This is a genomic window from Streptococcus sp. HMSC078D09 (assembly GCF_001813675.1).
In the GTDB taxonomy this organism is placed as follows: Bacteria; Bacillota; Bacilli; order Lactobacillales; family Streptococcaceae; genus Streptococcus.
In genome coordinates, this window is the sequence record NZ_KV813678.1 from 155,935 (window position 1) to 179,081 (window position 23,147).

At 43.1% G+C, this 23,147-nt stretch carries 24 protein-coding genes and 1 other RNA gene; 23 read left to right on the top strand and 2 right to left on the bottom strand.

The features are described 5' to 3' along the window. Nucleotides 1-90: 90 nt before the first annotated feature. The 12 genes from HMPREF2926_RS10150 to HMPREF2926_RS10205 all read left to right on the top strand — a co-directional run bounded on the left by HMPREF2926_RS10150 (nucleotide 91) and on the right by HMPREF2926_RS10205 (nucleotide 10,061). Nucleotides 91-555 (top strand): CtsR family transcriptional regulator, encoded by a 465-nt coding sequence (locus tag HMPREF2926_RS10150; RefSeq protein WP_070587774.1) that lies wholly within the window; start codon nucleotides 91-93, stop codon nucleotides 553-555. Continuing rightward, nucleotides 556-2,985, top strand: a complete 2,430-nt coding sequence (locus HMPREF2926_RS10155; protein WP_070587776.1) for an ATP-dependent Clp protease ATP-binding subunit — start codon at nucleotides 556-558, stop codon at nucleotides 2,983-2,985. 9 nt (nucleotides 2,986-2,994) lie between these two features. Further along, nucleotides 2,995-3,483, top strand: coding sequence for an ECF transporter S component (locus HMPREF2926_RS10160; RefSeq protein ID WP_070587780.1), 489 nt, complete (start codon nucleotides 2,995-2,997; stop codon nucleotides 3,481-3,483). Then, nucleotides 3,461-3,868 carry a DUF4430 domain-containing protein gene (locus HMPREF2926_RS10165; RefSeq protein ID WP_070587783.1) on the top strand — a complete coding sequence of 136 codons (408 nt, stop codon included), beginning with the start codon at nucleotides 3,461-3,463 and terminating at the stop codon, nucleotides 3,866-3,868. The genes HMPREF2926_RS10160 and HMPREF2926_RS10165 overlap by 23 nt, the downstream gene beginning before the upstream one ends. A gap of 319 nt (nucleotides 3,869-4,187) precedes the next feature. Then, entirely contained in the window at nucleotides 4,188-4,922 is a 735-nt protein-coding gene (locus tag HMPREF2926_RS10170; protein ID WP_070587786.1) for a hypothetical protein, read from the top strand. Nucleotides 4,923-5,086: 164 nt separating this feature from the next. Further along, nucleotides 5,087-6,148 carry an AAA family ATPase gene (locus HMPREF2926_RS10175; RefSeq protein WP_070587790.1) on the top strand — a complete coding sequence of 354 codons (1,062 nt, stop codon included), beginning with the start codon at nucleotides 5,087-5,089 and terminating at the stop codon, nucleotides 6,146-6,148. A gap of 10 nt (nucleotides 6,149-6,158) precedes the next feature. Beyond that, nucleotides 6,159-6,941 carry a nicotinamide riboside transporter PnuC gene (gene pnuC, locus HMPREF2926_RS10180; RefSeq protein ID WP_070587866.1) on the top strand — a complete coding sequence of 261 codons (783 nt, stop codon included), beginning with the start codon at nucleotides 6,159-6,161 and terminating at the stop codon, nucleotides 6,939-6,941. Then, entirely contained in the window at nucleotides 6,942-7,718 is a 777-nt protein-coding gene (locus HMPREF2926_RS10185) for an NUDIX domain-containing protein (RefSeq protein ID WP_070587793.1), read from the top strand. It begins immediately after the preceding gene. Between the two features lie 316 nt (nucleotides 7,719-8,034). Continuing rightward, entirely contained in the window at nucleotides 8,035-8,229 is a 195-nt protein-coding gene (locus HMPREF2926_RS10190; RefSeq protein ID WP_021154050.1) for a helix-turn-helix transcriptional regulator, read from the top strand. Nucleotides 8,230-8,246: 17 nt separating this feature from the next. After that, nucleotides 8,247-8,789 carry a DUF6773 family protein gene (locus HMPREF2926_RS10195; protein WP_070587796.1) on the top strand — a complete coding sequence of 181 codons (543 nt, stop codon included), beginning with the start codon at nucleotides 8,247-8,249 and terminating at the stop codon, nucleotides 8,787-8,789. A gap of 10 nt (nucleotides 8,790-8,799) precedes the next feature. Continuing rightward, the gene (locus tag HMPREF2926_RS11375) at nucleotides 8,800-9,135 is read left to right on the top strand and encodes a hypothetical protein (protein ID WP_045759986.1); all 336 of its coding nucleotides are present in this window, start codon (nucleotides 8,800-8,802) and stop codon (nucleotides 9,133-9,135) included. Nucleotides 9,136-9,374: 239 nt separating this feature from the next. Then, complete coding sequence (locus HMPREF2926_RS10205) at nucleotides 9,375-10,061, top strand: YoaK family protein (RefSeq protein ID WP_070587799.1); 687 nt, start codon at nucleotides 9,375-9,377, stop codon at nucleotides 10,059-10,061. A gap of 37 nt (nucleotides 10,062-10,098) precedes the next feature. On the opposite strand, the gene dusB is transcribed toward HMPREF2926_RS10205, so the two are convergent. Together dusB and hslO are read right to left on the bottom strand one after the other, a co-directional pair. Then, nucleotides 10,099-11,076 (bottom strand): tRNA dihydrouridine synthase DusB, encoded by a 978-nt coding sequence (dusB, locus tag HMPREF2926_RS10210; RefSeq protein WP_003012894.1) that lies wholly within the window; start codon nucleotides 11,074-11,076, stop codon nucleotides 10,099-10,101. After that, entirely contained in the window at nucleotides 11,063-11,935 is an 873-nt protein-coding gene (gene hslO / locus HMPREF2926_RS10215) for an Hsp33 family molecular chaperone HslO (protein WP_070587802.1), read from the bottom strand. The genes dusB and hslO overlap by 14 nt, the downstream gene beginning before the upstream one ends. Nucleotides 11,936-12,254: 319 nt before the next feature. Between hslO and HMPREF2926_RS10220 the strand changes: the two genes are divergently transcribed. From HMPREF2926_RS10220 to HMPREF2926_RS10270, 11 genes are all read left to right on the top strand, one after another. Further along, nucleotides 12,255-13,547 (top strand): adenylosuccinate synthase, encoded by a 1,293-nt coding sequence (locus HMPREF2926_RS10220; protein ID WP_070587805.1) that lies wholly within the window; start codon nucleotides 12,255-12,257, stop codon nucleotides 13,545-13,547. A gap of 210 nt (nucleotides 13,548-13,757) precedes the next feature. Then, nucleotides 13,758-14,402 (top strand): HAD family hydrolase, encoded by a 645-nt coding sequence (locus HMPREF2926_RS10225; protein ID WP_003002091.1) that lies wholly within the window; start codon nucleotides 13,758-13,760, stop codon nucleotides 14,400-14,402. Nucleotides 14,403-14,520: 118 nt separating this feature from the next. Beyond that, nucleotides 14,521-14,799, top strand: a complete 279-nt coding sequence (locus HMPREF2926_RS10230) for a hypothetical protein (RefSeq protein ID WP_003009004.1) — start codon at nucleotides 14,521-14,523, stop codon at nucleotides 14,797-14,799. Between the two features lie 144 nt (nucleotides 14,800-14,943). Further along, a complete protein-coding gene (locus HMPREF2926_RS10235; RefSeq protein WP_049498605.1) occupies nucleotides 14,944-16,521 on the top strand; it encodes an ATP-binding cassette domain-containing protein in 1,578 nt (525 codons plus the stop codon). A 302-nt stretch (nucleotides 16,522-16,823) separates the two neighbouring features. Then, nucleotides 16,824-17,333: a tRNA adenosine(34) deaminase TadA gene (tadA, locus tag HMPREF2926_RS10240; RefSeq protein ID WP_176745542.1), complete on the top strand. Its 510-nt coding sequence runs from the start codon at nucleotides 16,824-16,826 to the stop codon at nucleotides 17,331-17,333. Between the two features lie 41 nt (nucleotides 17,334-17,374). After that, nucleotides 17,375-17,460: signal recognition particle sRNA small type (gene ffs, locus HMPREF2926_RS10245), an RNA gene on the top strand. Between the two features lie 427 nt (nucleotides 17,461-17,887). After that, a complete protein-coding gene (locus HMPREF2926_RS10250) occupies nucleotides 17,888-19,237 on the top strand; it encodes a glucose-6-phosphate isomerase (protein WP_070587807.1) in 1,350 nt (449 codons plus the stop codon). Between the two features lie 297 nt (nucleotides 19,238-19,534). After that, nucleotides 19,535-20,422: an LPXTG cell wall anchor domain-containing protein gene (locus HMPREF2926_RS10255; protein ID WP_256263037.1), complete on the top strand. Its 888-nt coding sequence runs from the start codon at nucleotides 19,535-19,537 to the stop codon at nucleotides 20,420-20,422. A gap of 118 nt (nucleotides 20,423-20,540) precedes the next feature. Continuing rightward, complete coding sequence (locus HMPREF2926_RS10260; RefSeq protein ID WP_070587812.1) at nucleotides 20,541-21,626, top strand: hypothetical protein; 1,086 nt, start codon at nucleotides 20,541-20,543, stop codon at nucleotides 21,624-21,626. Nucleotides 21,627-21,743: 117 nt separating this feature from the next. After that, the gene (locus HMPREF2926_RS10265) at nucleotides 21,744-22,442 is read left to right on the top strand and encodes a hypothetical protein (protein ID WP_256263038.1); all 699 of its coding nucleotides are present in this window, start codon (nucleotides 21,744-21,746) and stop codon (nucleotides 22,440-22,442) included. Nucleotides 22,443-22,447: 5 nt separating this feature from the next. Then, nucleotides 22,448-23,137: a hypothetical protein gene (locus tag HMPREF2926_RS10270; protein ID WP_070587816.1), complete on the top strand. Its 690-nt coding sequence runs from the start codon at nucleotides 22,448-22,450 to the stop codon at nucleotides 23,135-23,137. Nucleotides 23,138-23,147: the final 10 nt, after the last annotated feature.

Below are 23,147 nucleotides of genomic sequence, written 5' to 3' on the forward strand. Positions count from 1 at the left end.
CAATGATGAGAAGGAACACTCCAAGGCCATTTTTTATGGGCCAAAGAGCAGAGTATCCATCTAGAAAAAAACAAGCCAGAAAGGAGCATCATGGCAAATAAGAACACATCTGATAGCATTGAAGCTTATATCAAGGCTTTGCTGGCTCAAGCTGGCATGGCAGAGCTCAAAAGAAGTGAGTTAGCCGATGTCTTTCAGGTTGTACCCAGTCAGATTAACTATGTCATTAAGACTCGCTTTACCGAGAGTCGAGGCTATATTGTAGAGAGCAAGCGCGGTGGTGGGGGCTATATCCGCATTGGCAAGGTCCAGTTTTCAGATCACCATCAGATGCTCCAAGACTTGGCAGCCAATATTGGAGAGACCATCAGCCAGCAGGTCTTCAATGATATCCTCCAGATGCTCTATGAAGAAAAATTATTGACACAACGTGAGACTCAGCTCTTTCTTGCGACGACCTCCGATGAGGTCCTAGGTCGAGATGCTCTCATCCTACGAGCAAGTATGCTGAAAAAAATCATTCAACAAGTAGATAGAAAAGGAAATACCGACTAGATGAACTATTCAACAGCACTGTTAGAAAGTATAGAAGCGGCCCAAATACTAGCAGGCCACTATCAGGGGCATACCTTAGATACTTGGCATCTCCTGACGGCTATGGCCAATAATCCCTATAGCGTGGCAGGTTCTGTGCTTAATGATTATCCTATGCAGATCGATGAGTTTCAGGATGCAGCGGAGCATATTACAGGCCAAGCTTTTCAAAGCGACAATCGGTATGAAATCTTCCCATTTTCTTATCGGATGGAAGCCATTATGAAGCACGCAAGAGAGATTGCCCAGGTTCTTCATGCCAAGACCTTGGGAACAGAGCATGTGCTCCTCTCTCTTCTAGCAGACCGTGGGACCTTGGCGAGCCAAGTCATGGAGTTTGCCGGCTTTGCCTTTACAGAGCAAGACAAGGGAGTTCCTATTGCCTCCCTTCGCAAGAATTTAGAAGACAAAGCAGGCTGGGACAAGAATGATATCAAAGCCATTCGAAGCCTCTATCGGGCCCAAAACCCTAACCGCCAAACCATGGGAAATATGATGGGCATGCCCCCAAGCACCAGTGGAGGTCTTGAAGATTATACTCGTGATTTGACAGAAATGGCGCGTGCAGGCCAGCTTGAGCCTGTGATTGGTCGGGATGCAGAGATTTCACGCATGATCCAAATCCTCAGCCGCAAGACGAAGAACAATCCTGTATTGGTGGGAGAAGCAGGGGTCGGAAAAACCGCCCTTGCCTTAGGTCTGGCCCAGCGTGTCGCTAGCGGCAATGTTCCAGCTGAAATCGCGCAGATGCGTGTTCTGGAATTGGATCTCATGAATGTCGTTGCTGGGACGCGCTTCCGTGGGGACTTCGAAGAACGGATGAACAATATCATCCAGGACATCGAAGAAGACGGTCACGTGATTCTCTTTATCGATGAACTGCATACCATTATGGGCTCAGGATCCGGTATTGATTCGACCTTAGACGCAGCCAATATTCTAAAACCAGCCTTGGCGCGAGGAACCTTGCGTACAGTTGGGGCCACGACTCAAGATGAGTACCAAAAGCATATCGAAAAAGATGCAGCCCTCTCTCGGCGTTTTGCGAAAGTCACCATTGAAGAGCCAAGTGTTGCAGATAGCATCCAAATTCTCCAAGGCTTGAAAGAAACCTACCAGGACCACCATCATGTGACCATTACCGATGAAGCGATCGAAACAGCTGTCAAATATGCCCACCGCTATTTGACCAGCCGTCAATTGCCAGATTCAGCCATTGATCTCTTGGATGAAGCGGCAGCTACTGTACAAAACCGCGATTCCAACGGTCACGTAAAAGAAGAGTTGACCGCCTTGGATCGGGCCTTGATGGACGGCAAGTGGAAGAAAGCAGCCCAACTCTTACAAGTAGAGGCCGCTCCCATTGTCTACAAAAAAGAAGTCACTGACCAAGATGTCTTGCTGACCTTGAGCCAATTATCTGGTATTCCAACTCAAAAACTGACTCAAACCGATGCCAAGAAGTACCTCAACTTAGAAACAGAATTGCACAAGCGCGTGATTGGTCAAGACCAAGCCGTTTCGAGTATCAGTCGGGCTATTCGACGCAATCAATCAGGTATCCGTAGCAACAAGCGTCCGATCGGTTCTTTCATGTTCCTGGGACCTACCGGTGTCGGAAAAACAGAGCTAGCCAAAGCTTTGGCGGAAGTTCTGTTTGATGATGAATCGGCCCTCATCCGTTTTGATATGAGTGAGTATATGGAAAAATTCGCAGCGAGCCGCCTCAACGGTGCCCCTCCAGGCTATGTGGGCTACGAAGAAGGAGGCGAGTTGACCGAGAAAGTCCGCAACAAACCGTATTCGGTCCTCTTATTTGATGAGGTGGAAAAAGCCCATCCAGATATTTTCAATGTCCTTTTGCAAGTCTTGGATGACGGAGTCTTAACCGATAGTAAAGGCCGGAAGATTGACTTCTCCAATACCATTATCATCATGACCTCAAACCTGGGAGCAACAGCCCTTCGGGATGATAAGACAGTTGGCTTTGGTGCCAAAGATATCCGCTTTGATCAAGCTAATATGGAAAAACGCATGTTTGAAGAGTTGAAGAAGACCTATCGTCCAGAGTTTATCAACCGGATTGATGAAAAGGTGGTCTTCCATAGCCTATCCAGCGAGGACATGCAGCAGGTGGTGAAAGTCATGGTCAAACCGCTCATCGCGACCTTGGCCGAACAAGGCATGACCCTCAAATTCCAGCCTTCAGCGCTCAAGTTGCTAGCAACCAAAGGCTATGATCCAGAAATGGGAGCTCGCCCACTGCGTCGTGTCTTGCAGACCGAAGTGGAAGATCAGTTAGCAGAGCTATTGCTGAAAGGTCAAGCCCAAGAAGGACAAACGATCAAGGTTGGAACGACAGCCGGAACGATCAAGTTCGAGATTGTCTAGGAGGATGTCATGACGCTTCAGCGATTAACCCGTATTTCGCTTTTGGCGGCCCTTTGTGTCGCTCTACGTCAGGCTTTTGCCCCTTTCCCAAATGTCCAACCTATTTCTGCTATCTTTTTTCTCTTGGTGATATTTGAAGGGTATAACTTTGCTTTTCTTGTGATGATGATCACCATGTTTGTCTCTGCCTTTTTCCTGGGGATGAGCTTGATTGTGTTCTTTCAGATTGTCGCCTTTGGCTGTTTGATGCTCATTTGGCGCATCAGTTACAAGTGGTTGCCCTTTGTCCTTCAGATCCTTTTTGTGGGCCTACTGTCCTTTGCTTATGGGGTCTTGATCGATAGTGTTCATGCCTTGATGTACCATATTCCTTGGTGGACCTATGCTTTGGTCAATGGTTTTAGTTTTAACCTTGCCCATGCTCTGTCGACGATCATTTTCTATCCCATTATCTATCAAATCTTTAGGAGATTTTATGTTGAAAAAAACCATTTCTAGCTTGATGACCTTACTTGCAGCTCTTCTTTTAGCGAGTTGCGCTTCGTCTCATAGCACAAACCATCAAACAACAGCTTCTAGCACAGAAGTTGCCAAGAAAAACGAAATTTCGATTACGATTAGCGTGACGCCAGAAGGTCAAAAAGCGCAATCGAAAACCTTGAAAGTAGCAGAAGAGAGCAACCTTATGAAAGTGCTCAAAGCCAACTACAAGATTGAAGAAAAAAATGGCATGATCACCTCGATTGACGGTCACAGCCAAGATGAAGCAAAAGGTCTTTACTGGATGTACAAGATCAATGGCGAAATGGCTCCAAAAGGTGCTGCTGAAACCACCGTTAAAAAAGGGGATAAGATCGAATTCTATCAAGAAGTGTATAAATAATGAGGAGAGAGTGGGACAGAAATCGGTAATTCGTTAGAATTCGATTTCGTCGTCCCACCTCCGCACAGTTGAGTAGGGCTGTAAAAGCTGATGAAATCAGCGTAGTAGAGCCCACTCAACCACTGCGTCTTGCTCAACAATCCAAAAATAATTGAGAGGCTAGGACTTTTGTCCCCAGCCTCTTTTTTGCTAAAGTTTAGAACTTACTTAAAACTTCTTTCAAATTAGAAAAATATTTGAGAAACTATTGACAGCCTCATATAACAGTGTTACAATAATGTTACAAAATATTACAAATGTTACAAAAAGAGGTTCTGTTATGAAAAACAAAAAAATCATTTCCCTAGCAGCCCTAGCTTTGACAGCTAGTCTTTTCCTAGGAGCTTGTGGCGGGAATAAAGAAGAAAAGACAACAGAAGCAAGTAGTTCAAAGACCAGTCTGGTTAAACAAACAAGTTCTTCTTCTAAGAAAAAAGTGATCACTAGTAAAGATCCGATTGCCTCTTCATCCTCTGATAGCAAATCAGAAGAAAGTCATACTGTTGGTAGCAAAAATAACCAAGCTGCAGCTAGTCAAACACCTGCTCCAGCCAAAGAAGCAACACCAGCAGCACCCGTAACAAAAGAAACAAAAGAAACAAAAGAAGTAGCCACTCCAGCAACACCAGCGAAAGCAAAATTGCCAAGTCTAGAAGACGGTCATGCCCATGCTAAGAAGCAAGCTTCTGCTACGGAGAATGCCCAATACAAGGGAGTCTATTCTGTAGCAGCAGGGGATTTCTCTGCAGCAGCTGGGAATTGGTCTGACAAACGCGACACTGGAGTCACTATTGGCCAAGGTGGTCAAGTGACCATCCAACTTCCTGGGGGCCAACCCGTAGCCTATGGTATCAGTGCTTATAACTATACCTTGGATGATGGCCATTACCATGCTAATCTCTCAGCAGGCGATGGGTCTGCGGCTACTCTAGATATCGTAGTTGGAAAAGATGGCTCTGTATCTAGTGTGACGGTTTTGAAAGACGGTGTCAGCCACTCCCTCACTCGTGAATAAAATTCGAAAGATCTGAAAGGATAAGCTTCTCTTTTCAGATCTTTTTTTGTTGGTTTGAAGAAAAATATATTTTTTTATAAAAAACTATTGACAGATGGAAAATATAGTTTATAATAAAAACATAAAGAAAATCTATTTATAAAAAATTATAAAAAGGAGTTCATATGAAAAAAGAAAGAATTGCCCTGGTTTTTGGAACCTTTGCGCCTCTTCATCAAGGGCATATTGACCTGATCCAGCGGGCCAAGCGTCAGTGTGATCGCGTTCGTGTCATCGTATCTGGTTATGAAGGGGATCGTGGCGAAGAAGTCGGGTTGACTTTACAAAAACGCTTCCGTTATATCCGCGAAGCCTTCTCTAATGATGAGTTGACCCAAGTCTATAAGCTAGATGAGACAGAACTTCCTCGTTATCCTTTGGGCTGGGAGCCTTGGTTACAAACAGCCCTTGACACCATCCAGTATCAAACAGAGACAGAAGAGTTGATCTTTTATGTAGGGGAGAAAGCCTATAAGGAAGAGTTGGAAGCTAGAGGGTTTGAAGTTCACTTAGAAGAGCGTCGCTTTGGGATCTCTGCTACCATGATCCGGGAAAATCCAAGCAAATACTGGAAATACATTGCCCAGCCCTTCCGTCGCCAGTTCACGAAAAAAGTCTTGATCATGGGGAGCGCCAGCAACGGGAAAACGACCCTTGCAAAGGACTTGGCTCGCTTTTACGATGCACCTGTTAGTCTTGAGTATGCACGTGAATACCAGATCAAGAACAATGTTCGAGATGATGAGCTCACGCCAAAAGATTACTATTACCTACTCTTAGGACAGTATGATCAAACCTCTAAGCTCATCGATAGTAGTGCCAATCGAGGCCTAGTCATCGCAGATACCAATTCCCTGGTGACCAAGGGTTACTACGACTACTACATGGAAGTCGAAGGCCAGGATACCAGCATGACCGATACCTTTGACAACCTCTTTGTTAGTATTTTGTCCAAAGAAAAATGGGATTTGATCCTCTTTGTACAGCCGATCGGCTCTTATGTCAATGATGGTTTCCGAGATATGACCATGGCTGATGAAAAGATCCGCACCAGCTTTTCAAATTACCTGGACCAATTGCGCCAGCAATACCTAGGAAACATTCCGACTACTTTCCTCGCATCAGACTACCTCGGCAACTACGAAGAAGCCAAGAAGGTGATCGATGCCATCTACCAAGCCGACTAAGGAGCAGCTTATGAAAAACCTATCTGAAAAATTCGCAACTTTTAGCCAAGACTTTAGAAATGTTCACCAAGAAGCGAAAAAGCAAGGCTTTGTCAATATTATGAAACTCCTGTGGAAGGACCTTTTTGTAGGACGCACAGCCTTTCAATGGATCTATCTCCTGCTTCTTTCCAGTGTTCCCTTCTTCTTAGAATGGACCAATCGGACAGGACAGCATGATTGGCTGGGACTGTTTGCCTCTTGGACAGGCATTGTTTGTGTTATCCTGGTTGCCGAAGGACGTGCGAGTAACTACCTTTTTGGAGCAGTGAATTCAGCGATCTACCTCGTTTTAGCCCTCAATAAGAACTTCTACGGGGAAGTTCTGACAACTCTTTATTTCTTCATCATGCAACCAATCGGCCTTTATGTTTGGCTCTCTAATCGGATCAATGATCAAGGTAAGGTCGAAGAATCTCACTTTGAAGCCAAGAAATTGAACTTGATTGAGTGGATGCGCTACTTGGCCTTGTGTGCTGTGATTTGGATTGGTATGGGCTTCGCGTATCAGAGTATCCATAGCGCTCGCCCTTTCCGTGATAGTATCACCGATGCGACCAATGGGGTCGGCCAGCTCCTAATGACCCGCCTTTACCGGGAGCAATGGATCTTCTGGATTGCGACCAACGTCTTTAGTATCTATCTCTGGTGGGATCAGAGTCTTCACATTCAAGGGATGTACTGGGTTTACACCCTCAATAGTCTAGTGGGCTGGTACCAATGGACCAAAGCCCTCAAGAAGGAGGTGGCTTAGATGGCAAGTCTCTCAATTCCAGCAGGAATGACGGAGAAAGAGTATTTTGAGACGGCCGCTAGTGAAGCAGACTTTCTCAAGTGGTACAAGGAGCAAGACCTGCCGACTTATGAAACTCCAAGTGTCACAGCGGACATGGTAGCTTACTGTTTTGTTGAAGGCAAGCTCAAGCTCTTAGCCATTCGCCGCAAGGCCCACCCTTATCAACACCGCCTCGCCTTGGTGGGGGGCTTTGTGAACAAGGATGAAGATGCGACCCATGCCTGCATCCGAGAAGTCAGAGAAGAAGTTGGGCTCGATCTGCCAGTGAATAAGGTGGAGCAGCTCATGACCGTTTCCACCCCTGGGCGGGACCCCAGAGGCTGGGTCATTACCATTGCCCATCTGGTCTATCTGCCAGCAGAAGCAGTAGACTTAGCCCACGCAGGGGACGATGCCAAGGAAGTCGTTTTTCTCGATGTCGATTTCAAACAGTCACAGTGTTTGCTTGATGGAGAACCCTTAGCTGCTTCTGATTTTGCCTTTGACCACTACCAGATTATTCAAGAATCGATCAAGCGGATTCAGGGGCGTCTGGATTGGAATCCAACCTTCCTCTATCTGTTAGAGGAGCCCTTCACCGTCTATGAAGCGACGGAGTTGGTTAACCTGATCAATCCAGGACGCCCCATCGTTAGCAATAACTTCCTCGTAAAATTCGGAGAATTCGTGGAAGAAGTGGGTGTCAAGCGGGTACCTAAGAAAAAACCGCGCAAGACCTATCGCTTAAAACAGTAGGTAGAGTCGCGTTCTTTCCGGAAATGAGAGTGGGACAGAAATCGGTAATTCGTTAGAATTCGATTTCGTCGTCCCACCTCCGCACAGTTGAGTAGGGCTGTAAAAGCTGATGAAATCAGCGTAGTAGAGCCCACTCAACCACTGCGTCTTGCTCAACAATCCAAAAATAATTGAGAGGCTAGGACTTTTGTCCCCAGCCTCATTTTTTTGTTCTAGTAAGAAATATTTAAAAATATGTCAAAAATAGTTGACATTTTATATTCAGAATACTATACTATAGTCAAATATATGCGACATTCATTGAATAGGAGGAAACATGAACCGTGTGAAAGAATTCCGCAAGGAATTGGGCATGTCTCAACTCGAACTTGCTAAGGATATCGGTGTCTCAAGGCAAACCATCAACATGATTGAAAACGACAAGTACAATCCGACCCTGGAACTCTGTCTCAATCTCGCTCGTACCCTCCAAACAGACCTTAATAGTCTCTTTTGGGAAGATGATTTTTAACAAAAAGGAAAAAGAAAATGAAACAAGAAACTTTTACTGAAAAACTGATTAAACGCACATATGGCATTTCTGGACCACTTGATGAACACAAACGACGCGAGGCAGATCGCATTGGAAATAAGGTCTTTATGGTCCTCTTTTACCTGATGATATTTGGCAATCTCATTCCCTTTGTCCTTGCTTATAAGTATCCTCAGGTTGTCGCTTTTGGTTATCCAATCATTATCCTTCTGGTTTCTATGGTTTGTGCTATCTATGTCAGCACTCAAACTAAAAAAACAGGTATTACTGCTATTGATCCTGATATGTTGAGCCAAAAAGAAAGCAAACAATTGCGCTACCCTGGTCTTAAAGCTGGTCTGCTCTATGGAGTTTTTATGTTCTTTGGAATACCACTTCTCAATGTCTTAACGGATAATAGCAAGAACTATTTTACCTATCTTTTCAATCTAGGTCATTTTATATCAATCCTTTTCGCAGCTTTCTTCTTCGGATTGGTGATGCAAATTATCGTCTGGCTTCGCATTCGAAAAGCCAAAAATGATCAAGACGACGATTAGGAGGAAGCTTATGAAATCATTACAAACTTTAATCTTCAGTCATATTTTAGTTAGCATCTTTGTTACCTTTTTCCTAGTCTATGGCCAAGTTACGCGTCCTTTTCTGATCATTTTCCTTTTAGTTCTTCCAGTCTTGAATAAGGGACAAAGATTTCAGAAAATCACATCAAAAAAAATACGCTTCTTGAACGCATCTCTCTGCTTTATCCTCGTATCTCTCCCACAATTGATAACGAATTCTATGGATTGGAGATATCTCCTATTTCTAACCATCTGTATTATTTTTAGTCTCATTTATATCTATACTCTCTATCAACTCTTTAAAGAAGGCAAACAATGTTTTTAAGAGGTCACTACCATGAAAAAAGAAGATAGGACAACGGACTTATTTTGAACTTTCTTTCACGAACTACGAAAGTTATGAATTAGGATTCTCTTAGCACTATACTGTGATAGGAAAACTCTAATTATTGATGATCTTGATGTAAACCACTTGTTTGATGAGTGGTTGTGATTGATTTTCAATACTCAGCTATGGTGCAAAGTGGTATAATAAAAATAATTGAAACCACAAGGGACAAGACTATGGAAGAAAAAATAATTTTACCACAAAATACACGACTGATGGGGGCTCTGCTTGGTTTTATCGGAGGAGGTCTCGATGTCTTTTGCCACATGCACTACCGGAGTTTGGTCGCAACACAAACTGGGAACCTCTTACTCCTTATCGCTGATTGGCACGATCCTCGTGTTGAAAATACCATCATGCGTTTTTCATCTATTATATTTTTCTCGATCGGCTTTCTGGTTGCCCTCCATATCAAAGAATATCGCAAGACAGCCTTTTGGCGGACCAAGATGTTGCTTCCTTTATTTGTGGTGACGCTTCTAATTCCCTTGGTATCTGTTATACCGCCCATCGAAGTCCCCTTTATTGCTTTTGGAACAGGGATGATGATGTTGACCTTTACAGGGAGCTTGATTGAAAACCACCCTTATGTGATCTTTATGACTTCCGGTAATTACCGCAAGATGTTGACAGCCTTGTACCGAATCGCTCGAGGTGAGGGGAATTTGGTCGAGTATCGCAGACAGGCGATGAATTACGGGATTGTTGTTGGAAGCTTTGTTGCGGGAGCTATTAGTGTCGCCATCCTCATGCATTTCATTCACCAATGGGCCATCTGGCTGATCACAGTGAACCTCTTTTTGATCATGACCTACTACACCGCCAGAGTCAAACAACTCGGCCTGCAAACAGATAATCTATAAAAACAGGACCTCATGCGAGGTCCTGTTTTTTGTGTTCCTATGCTTTTAATTGAAGAAGTTCTTCAATCTCTGCTAGAGTGCTAGCTTGCGAGATGGCTCCGCGGAGTTTGGCTGCGCCAGAGGTTCCACGAAGGTAGTGAGGGGCAAGTCCGCGGAATTCACGAACGGCAATGTGCTCACCTTTGAGATCGATCAAGCGTTTCAAGTGTTCGTAAGCGATCTTCATCTTGTCTTCAAAAGTCAAATCAGGCAGAATTTCTCCTGTTTCAAAGTAGTGATTGATTTGGTTGAAGAGATAAGGATTGCCCATAGCAGCGCGACCAATCATGACCGCATCAGCACCGACTTCTTCGATCCGTTGTTTGGCATCTTGAACCGTACGGATATCTCCGTTTGCGATAAATGGAATCTTAGTTAGGGCCTGTGCAACCTTGTGAAGGGTCTCAAGGTCCGCATGACCCGTATACATTTGCTCTCGAGTCCGTCCATGCATGGCGAGGGCAGAGACACCTGCGGCTTCAGCAGCAAGGGCATTTTCAACTGCTAGGGAAGGATCCGACCAACCCGTCCGCATTTTAACAGTGAGGGGGATATCGAGGACGGATTGAACCTTATTGATGATGGAGTAGATCTTGTCTGGGTCCTTGAGCCACATCGCACCAGCCTCGTTCTTGACGATTTTATTCACCGGGCAACCCATGTTGATATCGACGATATCGGTCTTGGTATTTTCTTGGATAAATTCAGCTGCGCGTGCCAGGCTATCTTCGTCACTTCCAAAGAGTTGGATCGATACAGGGTTTTCTCCTTCATCGATATGGAGCATGTGAAGCGTCTTTTCATTGTTGTACTGGATTCCCTTGTCAGAGACCATTTCCATCACAACGAGCCCTGCCCCCAGTTCTTTGGCAATGGTCCGGAAAGCTGAGTTGGTCACTCCGGCCATTGGGGCTAGGACGGTACGGTTAGGGATTTCGACATCCCCGATCATAAATGGCGTATTAAGATTTGTCACGAATGAGTTCCTCCAAGTCATTTTCGTCAAAGTGGTAGTGTGTTTGGCAGAATTGGCAGGTAATCTCTGCACCGTGATCTTCATCTTTCATCTCTTCTAGATCACTAGCTGGCAGACTTGCTAAAGCGTTCAAAAAGCGCTCACGGTTGCAGTCGCACTGGAAGCGAAGTTCTTCTTCAGAGAGGCGTTTGAAAGGTTCATCCCCATAGATAGCAGAAAGAAGAGCTTCAATATGATCTTCAGATTCCAAAAGTGTTGAAATAGCAGGCATTTCTTGGATGCGTTTTTCAAAGCGCGCGATTTCTTCTTCCTTGGCATTTGGCAAGACCTGAAGCAAGAAACCACCAGCCACCTTGACCTTGTCTTCGTCATCCAACAGAACATTGAGTCCAACTGCAGAAGGTGTTTGTTGGCTTTCCGTCAGATAAAAGGCCAGGTCTTCTCCGATTTCACCTGTGACAAGAGGGGTCATGGAGTTATAAGGATTGCCCGTACCATAGTCAGTGATGACCAGGAATTCTCCGTTTCCGACAAATGGTCCCACCAGGACTTCACCAGTTGCTGTCTTCTTGATATCCACTCCAGGATTTTGTACGTAGCCTTTAACATTTCCCTTGGTGTCTGCCACGGTGATGATGGCTCCGAGTGAGCTAGTCCCAAGGACTTTGACCGTAATTTTAGTATCTCCTTTCTCGTTTGCTGCCAAGATTTGACTGGCAATGAGGGTACGGCCAAGTGCGACCGTGGAGCTAGCTTGTGTATGATGTTTTTCTTGGGCTGTTCGTACAGTTTCTGTACTGTCTAGTACATAGGCACGAAAAGCGCCGCTTTCTGAGATAGTTTTAATAATTTTGTCCATACCTACTATTTTAGCACAAATCAAGCAAAGTGGGGACAAGGAGAATTCCGAAAATCAGTCGTTTCAGAAGAAGGACAGGAAGAAAAGAAAATTCCGAACGTTATTTTTAGAAAGAAGCAATTTCCAAGTAAAAGACGAGTTTCATAGAGAAGTTGGTTTAAAAAGGAAGGAGAAAAATAAACGATAGCTGAGTGGATCTTGAAAAAACATTAAAAATTGCTTATAATAGAGTGTAAGACAAACTTGCAGGTGAGACTCCTGCCCTTAGTTTGAAGAAAGGCATAGATAGGCAACTATCTATGGTATATGAAAAAGAATTATGACATCAGTTGTTGTAGTAGGAACCCAATGGGGTGATGAAGGAAAAGGGAAGATTACAGACTTCCTATCAGCCAATGCAGAAGTCATTGCTCGCTATCAAGGTGGGGACAATGCCGGGCACACCATCGTAATCGACGGCAAAAAGTTCAAGTTGCACTTGATTCCTTCTGGTATCTTCTTCCCTGAAAAGATCTCTGTCATCGGAAACGGCGTGGTGGTCAACCCTAAATCATTGGTCAAAGAGTTGGCTTATCTTCATGAAGAAGGTGTGACAACGGACAGTTTGCGCATTTCAGACCGCGCCCATGTTATCCTTCCTTACCATATCGAATTGGACCGTCTCCAAGAAGAATCTAAAGGAGACAACAAGATCGGAACGACGATTAAAGGGATTGGCCCAGCCTACATGGACAAGGCAGCGCGTGTGGGAATCCGGATTGCGGACCTTTTGGACCGTGACGTCTTTGCAGAACGACTTCGTATCAACTTGGAAGAAAAGAACCGTCAATTTACCAAACTCTATGATGCAGAGGCTCTTTCATTTGACGATATCTTCGAAGAATACTATGAATATGGTCAACAAATCAAACAATATGTAACCGATACTTCTGTCATCTTGAACGATGCTTTGGATAACGGCAAGCGCGTGCTCTTTGAAGGAGCCCAAGGGGTTATGTTGGATATCGACCAAGGAACTTATCCATTTGTTACTTCATCAAACCCTGTTGCAGGTGGGGTGACTATCGGATCAGGTGTCGGCCCAAGTAAGATCGACAAGGTTGTCGGTGTATGTAAAGCCTATACCAGCCGTGTTGGTGATGGACCATTCCCTACGGAGCTTTTTGATGAAGTGGGGGATCGGATCCGTGAAGTCGGTCATGAGTATGGGACAACAACAGGTCGTCCACGTCGTGTCGGTTGGTTTGACTCAGTTGTCATGCGCCATAGCCGTCGTGTTTCAGGAATTACTAACCTAAGCTTGAACTCGATCGACGTTCTATCAGGCTTGGATACAGTGAAAATCTGTGTGGCCTACGACTTAGATGGCGAACGCATTGATCACTATCCAGCCAGCTTGGAGCAACTCAAACGTTGCAAACCAATCTATGAAGAATTGCCAGGTTGGTCAGAAGACATCACCGGTGTGCGCCACTTGGATGAGCTTCCAGAAAATGCCCGCAACTATGTCCGCCGGATCGGTGAATTGGTTGGTGTGCGCATTTCAACCTTCTCAGTCGGACCAGATCGTGACCAAACCAATATCCTTGAAAGTGTCTGGTCAAGTAAATAATTTAAAAAAGAGAGTGAGACAGAAATCGGTCATTCGTTAGAATTCGATTTCGTCGTCCCACCTCCGCACAGTTGAGTAGGGCTGTAAAAGCTGATGAAATCAGCGTAGTAGAGCCCACTCAACCACTGCGTCTTGCTCAACAATCCAAAGACAATTGAGAGGCTAGGACTTTTGTCCCCAGCCTCTTTTTGAAAGCAGAAAGAGGAAAAAATGTATCAAACGATTTTATTTGACCTAGACGGCACCTTGACCAATTCAGAACTAGGGATTACCAACTCGGTGGCCTATGCCTTAGGAAAATATGGGATTCAAGTGCCAGACAAGAAAGCATTGAGAGTTTTCATCGGTCCGCCCTTGCAGGAGTCTTTTGAGCGCTTTTATGGATTTTCTAAGGAAGAATGTTTAAAGGCCATTGACTACTATCATGAGTATTTTTCCGAAAAAGGCCTTTATGAAAATGAGGTCTATCTAGGCGTTCCTGACTTGCTGGCTTCTCTCAAGCAGGCTGGCAAACAGTTGATTGTAGCTACGTCAAAGCCTGAAGAATTTTCCATTCAAATTCTCAAACACTTTGGTTTGTATGATTATTTTGACTTTGTCGCTGGTGCGACCATGGATAGAAAACGTAGTAAAAAAAGCGATGTTATCCAGTATGCCTTGGAGCAAAATGGGATTACAGATTTGGCGCATACCATCATGATTGGAGACAGGGAGCACGATGTGCTTGGCGCTCAAGCGCAAAAGCTTGATTCTATCGGTGTCCTTTATGGCTTTGGAAGCAGGGAAGAATTGGAAGAAGCCGGCGCCACCTATATTGCTCAAGAAGTTGGCGAAATTGCAGCTTTTATAGGATAACCTTTTCCAAAATATTAAAAGTTGGAACTTTTCTAATCTGCTGAATATTGCTTTATTTAATATTTCTATCGGTGTATACTTACTGTAGGTTAAGTCACACAGATTAAGAGGTGATAATATGAATTTGTCACGATATATATTAAAATATAGTACTGATGATGGTACGTTGTATTTTAATACTAAAACCAATCATTCATTTTTTCTTACGAATGAATTGAATAGAGTAGTCGACAGCAATGATGTGATTAGGAAAGAGTTTCATGCTTATCTTGATAAAAATAAATATTTAAGTGAGGGTGAGTATGAGGTCGAAAAGTATCTATCTAAAATAAGCGATACAGATGCTGAATTATTGGAACTAACAATTTTGACACATGGAGATTGTAATTTTCGGTGAAGGTTAAAGTGAATAACAAATTCGATGACAAAATGAATGCTAAACCTAGAGTATTTAACTATAATTGTGATTGTAAATAATCACGATTTTAAATAAATTAGAGAAGAGGGTTGTGCTAGCCCTCTATTTTGATGGATGATAATTATGAGAAATATTTATAAGTACATTGATAAGAAGTATCTTTTTCCTATTTTTTTAGGGCGTATTGTGAATAGTGGTTTGGTGTTGGCGCAACCTCTGATTTTAACGAAGGCCTTGAAGTTAGATCAAGACGGCCTTTCTTATGGAAAAATTCTCAATTTTGTTTTATTTGGTTTGTCTGTCTATCTTGTTATTTATAGTCTGATGCTGTTTTCAAACCATTCGCACAATATATTCCGAAGAGAAATCAACAAAAGTGTCCGTGCCCTTTTATTTAAGAAAGTCATATTGAATCCTAAATTTTCCAATGATGAAAAAGTTAGTCTGCTAACTCAAGATATGGAATATGTGGGCGATAATTATTTGGAAAATATAAATGTTATGGTGAGTTGGGGATTTGTCGCCCTTGTTACAGCCATTTATATTGTTTCACAAAATTTTCTCTTAGGACTTATTTTTGTCATTTTTACGATTATGAGACCTATTCCTCAGTTCATCATGAATCGTCGTTTACAAGATTCGGGAGACAGCTGGTCCAAGCTTAGAACGAAATTACATGGGCTTGTCTCGGATAGTATGCAAGGCAGCCAAACCTTACGGATTAATCAGGCCATGAGGCTGAATGAAGAGCGCGTGAATGATTTAAACGGAGAATATCAAAAAGCCATCCAAAGATTTTGTTTCACACATAATATTATTTTTTTCTTTAATGGATTTATGGTCTTTTTTAGTCAGGTTGTTCCTCTTGCTTTAGGCTTTTATTTGAGTTTACAGGGAAATTCTATTTCTATTACAAGCCTCATCTCTATGTATGTTGCTGCGGGGATGCTGGTAGAACCGATCCAAACTCTGATGTACAGTGCAGCCAATCTCCAAGGTGCCTTGCCGACTGCGAACCGCCTGTTTAAGATTATCGAGGAAGAACCTGATTTCGAAGAGACAAAGGATCAATTTGTTGAAAATCTCGAATCGTTGCGCTTAAATCATATTTCAAAAAGTTTTGCTGAACGTCAGCTTTTTTCTGATTTGACGGCGACGATTTCAGTAGGTCAGAAGGTCTTAATCAAAGGACCGAGCGGGTCTGGAAAGACGACTCTTTTTCGCTTGATTTTAGGAGAAGAAGTATGTGATGAGGGTGACATTTTCGTTCAGTATGATGGAAATCAAATAACGAGTCATTTCCAAGGGAATATCGGTTTAATTAGCCAGCATCCCTTCCTGTTTAACGATACTATCCGCTATAATCTAACTTTTGGTCAGCCTTTTCAGGACCATGAATTATTGGAGGTATTGGACCGAGTTGGCTTAATAGATGAATTTCAGGATATTTTGAATGTAGAAATTCATAATAATGGTGAAAACATTTCAGGAGGTCAGCGTGTCAGATTAGAGTTGGCTCGTTTTCTCTTACGCGAGAAGGATATTTTATTAGCGGACGAAGTGACATCAGCTTTGGACGAAAAAAATAGTCGTCTGGTTAGAGACCTAATCTTTTCTTTGCCGATCACGGTACTAGAAATAGCCCATCATATTGATGAAGAAGAGCGCTATGACCAAATCCTTGAGTTACGTAAAGGATGAGCGATGCCACAATAGTTGGTTCTGCGACAAAGCGGATAGTAGTAAGCCAGCAATTTGTCAGATATTTTTGAGATTCTAAGTGGTGATATTTCCAAAATCATCAATACTCAGAGAACTTAAGCTTTATTTAAGATAGGCCAGCTATACTAGAAGCATAAACAAAGACCTCCTAACTTTATTTAAACCTCCTAAACTTTTTCATAATAATCTCCCATAAGAGTCGCCCAATCGGCGGCTTTTTTTGTGAGTCGTAAGCTGCCTATGGTATAATGAACAAAGAAACTAAAAGGAAGAAGGAAGAGATGGACTACACGATAGAGGAAAAAGCGATGTTTATGAGGGAAGCCCTGAAGGAGGCGGAGATTGCCTTGGCCCATGAGGAAATACCGATTGGCTGTGTCATTGTCAAAGACGGTGAGATCATTGGACGTGGCCACAACGCACGAGAGGAATTGCAACGAGCGGTCATGCATGCGGAGGTGATGGCGATTGAAGAAGCCAATCAGCATGAAGAGAGCTGGCGTTTGCTGGATACGACTCTTTTTGTGACCATTGAACCCTGTGTTATGTGTAGTGGTGCCATTGGACTAGCCCGGATTCCCCAGGTGATTTACGGTGCGACCAATCAGAAGTTCGGTGGAGCAGGTAGTCTCTACGACATTTTGGCAGATGAACGCCTCAATCACCGAGTCGAAGTAGAAACAGGAATCTTGGAAGCAGAATGTGCAGCCATCATGCAGACCTTCTTCCGCCAAGGTCGAGAACGAAAAAAACAAGCCAAACTCGCAGCCAAGGCCGAAACACAAGAATAAAAACCGGACCTTTGCAAATCGAACAAATTATGATATAATACCTACCGGAGCAACAGTTCTGCGTGAAGCGGGTCAGGGGAGGAATCCAGCAGCCCTAAGCGAAGTGAACTGTGTGCTCTTTTCTATTGCTCTTGATGCGTCAAGTCCAAGGGACGCAGACGAATCCTAGAGCAATGGATGCAGTTTTTCCCGTTAGGGAAAAAGCTGTAAACCTATAAAAGCTCTTAACGAATCAAGACTGAAAGTCGCAGATGAGTTTAGAGATATTGACCCTGAGGAGCGAAGCGACGTGAGGGCTATAGCTCACCAGAGTCATGTAGAAATGACTTTGATATCCAAAGAATAAAAGAGAAAAAATAGAGTTTCGTGAGAAGCTTCTTTTTTTGATTTTCTAGCCAAAAATAGTGCAAATATGCAAACGATTGCTATTGCGTCGTTGCTTGATTTGTGAAAATAAAAAAATTAGCAAATGAAAACGTTTTATAGATTGGTTTCCCTTGATTAAATCCGTGTAAAGCGATATCATAGAGAAGAACAAAATTTGGAGGAATAACATGTCTCATATTAAATTTGACTACTCAAAAGTTTTGGGTAAATTTGTTGCCCCACATGAAGTGGAATATATGCAACCACAAGTGACTGCAGCTGATGAATTGATCCGTAAAGGAACAGGTGCTGGTAGTGACTTCCTAGGTTGGTTGGACCTTCCTGAAAATTATGACCGTGAAGAATTTGACCGCATCTTGAAAGCTGCTGAACAAATTAAATCAGACAGCGATGTCTTGGTCGTTATCGGTATTGGTGGGTCATACCTTGGAGCGAAAGCTGCCATTGACTTCTTGAACCACCACTTTGCAAACTTGCAAACAAAAGAAGAGCGCAAAGCGCCACAAATCCTTTACGCTGGAAACTCAATCTCATCTACTTACCTTGCTGACTTGGTAGAGTACGTAGCAGACAAAGACTTCTCAGTAAACGTGATTTCTAAATCAGGTACAACAACTGAACCAGCGATCGCTTTCCGTGTCTTCAAAGAACTCTTGGTGAAGAAATATGGTCAAGAAGAAGCCAACAAACGTATCTATGCAACAACTGACCGTGCCAAAGGTGCTGTAAAAGTAGAAGCAGATGCCAATGGTTGGGAAACATTTGTAGTTCCAGATGATATCGGTGGACGCTTCTCAGTCTTGACACCAGTTGGATTGCTTCCAATTGCTGCATCAGGTGCTGATATCAAAGCCCTTATGGAAGGTGCGAATGCAGCCCGTAAAGAATACACTTCAGACAAACTTTCTGAAAACGAAGCTTACCAATATGCAGCTGTTCGTAATATCCTTTACCGTAAAGGTTATGCAACTGAAATCTTGGTCAACTACGAGCCATCACTTCAATACTTCTCAGAATGGTGGAAACAATTGGCTGGTGAGTCAGAAGGGAAAGACCAAAAAGGAATCTACCCAACTTCAGCTAACTTCTCAACAGACTTGCACTCATTGGGTCAATTTATCCAAGAAGGAACTCGTATCATGTTTGAAACAGTTGTCCGTGTGGACAAACCACGTAAGAACGTGATCATCCCTACTTTGGAAGAAGACCTTGACGGACTTGGTTACCTTCAAGGAAAAGACGTTGACTTTGTAAACAAAAAAGCAACTGACGGTGTTCTTCTTGCCCACACAGACGGTGATGTACCAAACATGTACGTAACTCTTCCTGAGCAAGATGCCTTCACTCTTGGTTATGCCATCTACTTCTTCGAATTGGCCATCGCCCTTTCAGGTTACTTGAATGCAATCAACCCATTTGACCAACCAGGTGTTGAAGCCTACAAGAAAAATATGTTTGCCCTTCTTGGTAAACCAGGATTTGAAGAACTTGGAGCAGAACTCAACGCTCGTCTTTAATCAATAGACAAAACGACTTCGCAAGAGGTCGTTTTTTTACTTGTAAAATAATTTCATAAACTTTCCCCTTAGATCCAATTATAAAAACACTAATTAGTTATTATTCTTAATCATTTGCTAATCTCATTTCTAAAATACTGATGATGCAGGCTTTCTAGCTAGGCGATAGCTAACGGCACGGATTTTATACTCAAATCCTTTAATATAAAAAGTTATTTGAACATAAAAGTTGTCATTTGTCGTTTCATATTATAAAATATAAAATGAATGAAAATATTTGAAAAAGGAATGAAAATTATGAAAAATAACTTGGCTAAATTCTTGTTACTTTCATCTATGCTTGGTGGTATGGCTATTGCTCACCCAGTTTCTGCGAATACAAAAGCTGCGATTTATGAGTACAAAAATGGTCAGCTAGACCTTGTTCAAAAACCAACATATGAAGGTTTCGAATCGAATCAGCTTTCTTTGAAATTGAAAACAGGTCGTGTCGATGTAGTGGGAGCGCGTGAAGGCAAGAAAGAAAGTGCGCATGATGCAGGAGCCTACCAATTTGCATTGATCTACAAATCTGAAGGTGGCGAAGAAGAGACCGTTGCTAAAGGGCAAAATACAGCTGATGGGACGATCGAATTTGATGACGTGGATCTCTCTGGACTGAATTCTGGAACTGTTAAACTCTACATTCGTCAAACTACAAAAGATGATGGTCGCTTCAAACAGTTGGATAATGGAGAAGGGGAAGTAACAGTGTCCCTTGCTTATGATGGGTCAGGACGCTTGATGGTGGATTCACTTGAAAGTTCAAACCCAATTTATCGTAATTTCATTACAGGCTATAAAAGTCCTGGTACAGATGGGTCGACTTCACCAAGTACAACAAGCCCATCCTCAAGTTCAAGTAGCTCAAGCAGTTCGTCTTCTAGCTCAAGTAGTTCCTCTTCTAGCTCAAGTAGCTCATCGAGCTCATCTTCAAGCAGCTCATCTTCAAGCTCCTCAAGTTCAACTTCTTCATCGAGCTCAAGTTCTTCTTCTAGTTCTTCCTCAAATTCAAGCGACTCAAGCAAATCTGTAGTTGGCCGTTTATTGCCAAAAACAGGTCAAGAAACAGGTGTCGTTTTGGCAACATTGGGCTTGCTCTCACTTGCAGGAATTGCTATTGTCTCCCTTCGCAAGAAATTTTAAGATAAGCATCTAAAAGGTCGGATATCTCTCCGATCTTTTTTAGTCCATCAAGACAGGAGTTGGTCCTTGCTTGGTTTTATGTTATAGTAGAAGAGAAGAATAAAAAGGAGAATTCGAAATGTCCGAGAAAGATCAAGAACAATTTATGAAACATACTCCCGTAGAGGGTGCGCCTCAATTTGATGTGGCTGCGCCAGCCTTTGTCCCAAAAGAAGAAGCCGAAGAGTTGGTCGTTCCAGAAGCTAGTGGCCTTTCAGTGACGGAGACGAAAGCAATGAAAGAAGAGGCAGAGCCAGCTATATCAGAAACTATGGAGCATCCAAAAGCAGATGAAGCAACTGTTGGAGAAAATCCAGATGTAGTTGCTGCTCCTCAACTGACTCCTCCATTCCAACCTGCGCCTCAAGCTCCTCAAAACATGGCAGCTGAACCAGTTGGTCCGCAAACAGTGCCTGTTCCTGAGACACCTATTCCACAAGCTCCTCTTTCTCCTGTTGGAAGACCGATGGATACTGCAGACAAGAAGGCGATTCGTTTTGCCCTTGGGATTTTAGTTGGGCTTCTTATCGGTGGAGTCAGCGGCTATTTAATTGGTCATGCTAGCCCTAGTACGTCACCATCTAGAAAGCAGACTTCTTGGTCAGGTAACCAGTCTGGTTCTTCTTCCAATATCGATTTGGAGCAATTGACCGCAGAAGACGCGGAAGCCAATTTTAGCTGGGAACAATCTGATATCGAGCAACTTCAGTTTTTGACCGGAAAGGATTCTGGGGAGACTCCTGAGGCAATGGTCGACGCTTATGGAAAGGCTAGTTCTGTCCAATTTGATAGTGGAGAATTGAAATTATTCTGGGATGATAACTCTTATAATAAAGAGGTCAAAGCGACCTACTCTAAGAAAGGAAAAGAATTACAGCTTGTCAAATTTGAGTTTAATCAATTTGGGAAAAATCTTACGGTTGAGGACAACTTTGCAGATGGATTCAAAGTTGGAAATAGTGAGACCGGTGCTGGAGGAACCTCTTACAAAGAGCTTTTAGAAAAATACGGTGATGCAGTCAATCTGACGGTGAGTTCATCTGATGATTCAGACGAGATAGAATTGGTCATGGACTTCCAAAAGAAAAACGGGGACTATGTAGATTTGACCTTTATTCGCCAAGAAAATGGAGATTTCCTCTTAAGTAGTAAAGACAGCTATTAAATCACTGAATAAAAGAAAGAGGCAAGCGCCTCTTTTTTGGGATAAGACGAGACAAATACGCTAATTTTCTATACAATAGAAAGAGTTTGAATAGAAAGAGCATGAAGGATGGAAGAAATGAAAGAGTGGATAGAACGTCATAAGCGGATCCTCCAAAAAGCTGCAAGTGCTTTGCTGGCTTTTATGGTTGGTGTTTGCTTGGTGTTTATGATTCATCCAGTGAAAATCTTGCCCAAAGATCGCTTGTTGAGTTTGTCTCGCATGCAAGAAGATAGCCAGCGATTTGTTGCGTCTTCTTCCAAAGAGCCGGCTTTAGAAGACTTGTTGTCATTGGACCTTACAATGAAAGAAGGAAAGACGCAAAAAAATTGGGTGACTTTGTCTGCATTTGTCAAAAAATTTGGAAAAGCAGCGAGTTTTACACAAGAAGATACGAGTTTTGGAGCGCAAGTCCAGCTAGGCTATGGGACTCCTGTGCAGGGGATTCATCCTTATACCATAGAATTTCAAAAGCAGGATGATACCTTTTATTTGAACTCGATTCAAAGCTTTTCACCCAAGTCGGCTCACTATCAGAGCAAAAAGAACTTAAAACTGGTAGATTTTACAGGCTATCAGACGCTAGATGGAAAAAAGGAAAAAGGAACGTCAGTAGAAGATGTTTTGAAAAAATCAGGTCTTCCCAATTCTCTTAGTTTGACCTCTGCAAAGGACAAGCAAGTCTTAGCCCTGTCTTATCAGGTGACAGATGGACTGGTCTCTTTGACCTTTGAACGCGACCAGACTGGTCAGTATCGTTTGACGAAGAAGGGGTGAAGCAGATGATCGAGTGGATGAAAAAGAATCGAAAAGAACTCTTGCTGCCGTTTTTGTGTTTTGTTTTAGGGCTCTTACTTGCGATTGGAAGCATCCAGGTGCAAGAGCAGGGAACCGATACCAAGGAGGACCAAACACTGACTCATTTCCAGCCAAAGGATTACAAGAATTTGGTCAGCAAGGAACAAGAAATCAAGCAGTTTAAATGGACCATCGAAGCTGTGGCGAATTTGAAAGTTCGTCTTAAGCAGAGTCAGCAACCAGGAACCCGCTTGGAAACAGTTGTGACGGAATGGGGAAAAGCTCAAAAAGTTCGCTACACTAAGACAGCCCAAGGGGATAAAACGGTTCTTGTCTTGACTTATGCGGCTAAGCAAACCGATCAGGGCAAGAAAAGTGTGACCTTGTGGTTTGAACAGGAAAGAGACCAGGGGTATCGCTTGACGATGGTGGATGCGACGAATTTGTTGGATGCAAAAGAAAAAGCAAGCAGTGAGAAAGAAATCACTACTGAAAAAGAGAAAAAAGGTACAGAATTCGCCCAGCTCATTAAGAAACTAGGAAATCCTCAACGCTTGGTCTGGGGGGAAATGCCAGATGGCGGAATGGGCTATCGCGCGACTTACCAGCTACCAGGGCAACCAGAAGTGGTGATGGAATTCAAGAAAAAAGCCAAGAAATTGGTGTTGGTATAAGAAAGGAGAC